We start from the raw sequence: 2,754 nt of genomic DNA, 5'->3' as shown, positions 1-2,754 counted from the left end.
CACCTGTTGGTAAAATTATTTCATTTACGCGCCAAAGGCGTCATCTCGACTTTCCTAACGAATATTTCGGCCCCCTCGGACTGAATCTGAATGCGCCCTTTGGCGGGCTTTACGCGCAGGGCGTGGTTGGCCAGTGTACCGTTGACGAAATAATACACCTCCTCCCCCATCGCCAGTATCCTGATGTGCGTCCACTCGCCCAGCGGTTTGTCGAGGTCTTTCGCGCCCCGGAAGCCCTTCACGTCCTTCCAGGCCGGGTCGCGGCCCCACCAGTTGACGCGCCCCCGGTGGATAGTACCAGTATCGCCGTCGGGCTTATGGTAGTAGGGTGGTTTGGCCGCCGAGACCACCGGGCTGGTCATGGCGAAATCGTCGCTGCCGTCGCCGACCACCAGGAAATCGCCCGTGCCGCCCTCGATGATTTGGCACTCGATGGCGTACATCCAGTTGCCAGCGTAGGCGCCGTCTTTGCCCACCGAATGAATGAACACGCCATTGTCGCGGGCGGCGTTGGCGCGGGGTTCGTGCGTGGCGGACCCCCATTTGTACTCGAGGGTCAACTCGTAGTTTTCGTATTCTCGCTCGGTCGTCAGGCTGCCGAACTCCGAGCCCGTGATGTGCAGCACGCCCTTTTCGAGCGTGAAGACGCGGTCGGGGTCACGGCCCCGGCCCTGGTCGTGCAGGAAGGTGTACCAGCCGTCGAAGTTCTTGCCGTTGAGGAGGTGCGTTGTTTTCTGGCGGCCAACGCCGTTTTCTCTCAGAATATGCTCGGCCGTCTGGGCATGGCTAAAACTTATCCCGATGGAAAGCATTAGGAAAAAAACCGGAATTTTTATTTTCATAAAAAAAAGAATACTTGTTAAAACCAGCGACTGACGATTTACCCGATAACAGAACCACAAGACGGTTTTCTATTCACAAAACCACCCGCCCGTCAATACCCCGGATTCTGGTCCTTGGCTCGGTCCAGCCCCTTATTGAGGTCGAACTCGATGTCCGGGATGGGCCACAGCAGGTGTTTGTCGGCCACGTCGCGGTCGATGCTGGCCTTCATCACCTCCTTGATGCGGCCCGACCGCACCAGGTCGAACCACCGCTTGCCCTCCAACTGAAACTCGTAGCCCCTTTCTTTGACCACCAAATCGACGAAGGTCTTCGCGTTGTAGTCAGCGGCGACGAAATCCACGGGGGAAGGAGCGGCAGGATCGAAACCGTAGGCCCGGCGGCGCACCATGTTCAGGCTCCTCAGCCCGGCCTCGGTGGGTCCGGCGGCGGTCGTGGAAGCCTCGGCGTGGATGAGCAGCACGTCGGCATAGCGGTAGGCGGGCAGGCTGAAAGTGGCTATCGTGGCCGAGGGGTTGTTGTATTTTTTCGGCGACAGGATGGTCACGCCTTTGTTGGGGAACGCAGTTTGGCCCGATAGAAAGGGGTTCGACCGGCTTTTGTCCAGGTACCAGTTGAAGCTCTTTCTTAGGTCGTCATCATTCCAATTCTTGTAAAAAGTGGCTTGGTCGTGCCAGTTGATGACCCCGAAACCGTTGGCCCCGAACCAGGGCGTGGATATTTGCATGGTGAAAAGCACCAACTGGCTCGGGCTGTTGACGTTGTATTTGAGGTAAAAAATTTCTTCGGCCGAGTTGGCCCCCATCCCGAAAACTTTGTTGAAATCGTCGGCCACTTTGACTTTTTCCAGCGAGTATTTGCCGGACTGAATGACCTCGTTGGCTTTTTCGGCGGCCTCTTTGTTCATATTGCGGTACAGGAATACATCCGCCAGCACGGATTTCGCCGTCCATTTGGAAGGCTTGCCCACCAGAGGGGCCTTGTCGGGCAGGTTCGTTTCGGCATCCTGCAGGTCGGCGGTAATCAGCTCGTAAATTTTCTCCTTGCCGGCCTTGGGAATGGCGTTCGACTCGCTCAGGTTTTCCTCCGTGTGCAGCGGGACGCCGCCCCAGCCGCGCACGAGCTGGAAATAGCAGAAAGCGCGCAGGAATTTTGCTTCGCCCACGTACATCTTCACTTGTTCGGGCGTGAGGATTTTGCTGTCCGGGGTGTACTTGATGACCAGGTTGGCGTTCCTGATGCTTTGGTAGAAGGCATTCCAGCGGGGGATGAGATTGTTAGCCCCGACGCTGCTCACGCCCTGCATGCTCTTGAAGGAATCGAAGTTGGCAGCCCCGCTCAGCCCGGCCCCCCACTCGGTGTGCGATTCCAGGATTCCGATCCACCAGCCGCTCATCTGGCCCCGGATGGGTTCGTAAATGGCGGCCAGTCCGGCTTCCACTTCCGTTGGGGTATTGTAGAAGCCTTCGACGGTCAGGGCTTTGGGCTGCTCGACCAGCACGTCCTTGCAAGCGGAAGCGGCGGTCAGGAGTATCGCCGCAAGGGTCAGTTGAAAAAGGTGTTTTTTCATGATGGCAATGGTATTTTTGCTTACTGAAATAGTTAAAAACCAATCCTCAGCCCGGCGGTCCACTGCTTGGCCGAGGGGTAAGTGGCGTAGTCGATGCCCTGATCGAGGGAATTGGAGCCGCCCCGGGAATTCACGTCGGGATCCACCCAGGAGTAATTGGTGAGGGTGAGCAGGTTTTGGCCGCTCACGTAAATCTTCGCGTTCCGCAGAACCTTCCATTTCTCGATGGACAGGTCGTAGGCAAGCTCGATGTTGCGCAGCCGGATGTACGAGCCGTCCTCCACGTAGCGGTCCGAGAAGCGGTACCTGTTGCTGGTGGACGGGATGGGGTACTTGGCGTC

2 protein-coding genes and 1 pseudogene are annotated in these 2,754 nt (G+C 57.5%); all 3 read right to left on the bottom strand.

Translation table 11 applies throughout. The features are described from left to right. Positions 1–20: 20 nt before the first annotated feature. Positions 21–842, bottom strand: a complete 822-nt coding sequence (locus tag ACEW8P_RS16175; RefSeq protein WP_373514118.1) for a DUF1080 domain-containing protein — start codon at positions 840–842, stop codon at positions 21–23. Positions 843–934: 92 nt separating this feature from the next. Beyond that, positions 935–2,413 (bottom strand): RagB/SusD family nutrient uptake outer membrane protein, encoded by a 1,479-nt coding sequence (locus tag ACEW8P_RS16170; protein ID WP_373514117.1) that lies wholly within the window; start codon positions 2,411–2,413, stop codon positions 935–937. Positions 2,414–2,445: 32 nt separating this feature from the next. Continuing rightward, positions 2,446–2,754, bottom strand: a pseudogene (locus ACEW8P_RS16165) (SusC/RagA family TonB-linked outer membrane protein); the annotation flags it as partial.

Source organism: Persicitalea sp. (assembly GCF_041751555.1).
GTDB lineage: Bacteria > Bacteroidota > Bacteroidia > Cytophagales > Spirosomataceae > Persicitalea.
Note: the sequence above shows the minus strand (reverse complement) of the source record. Positions and strands in the feature narration are given on the sequence as shown.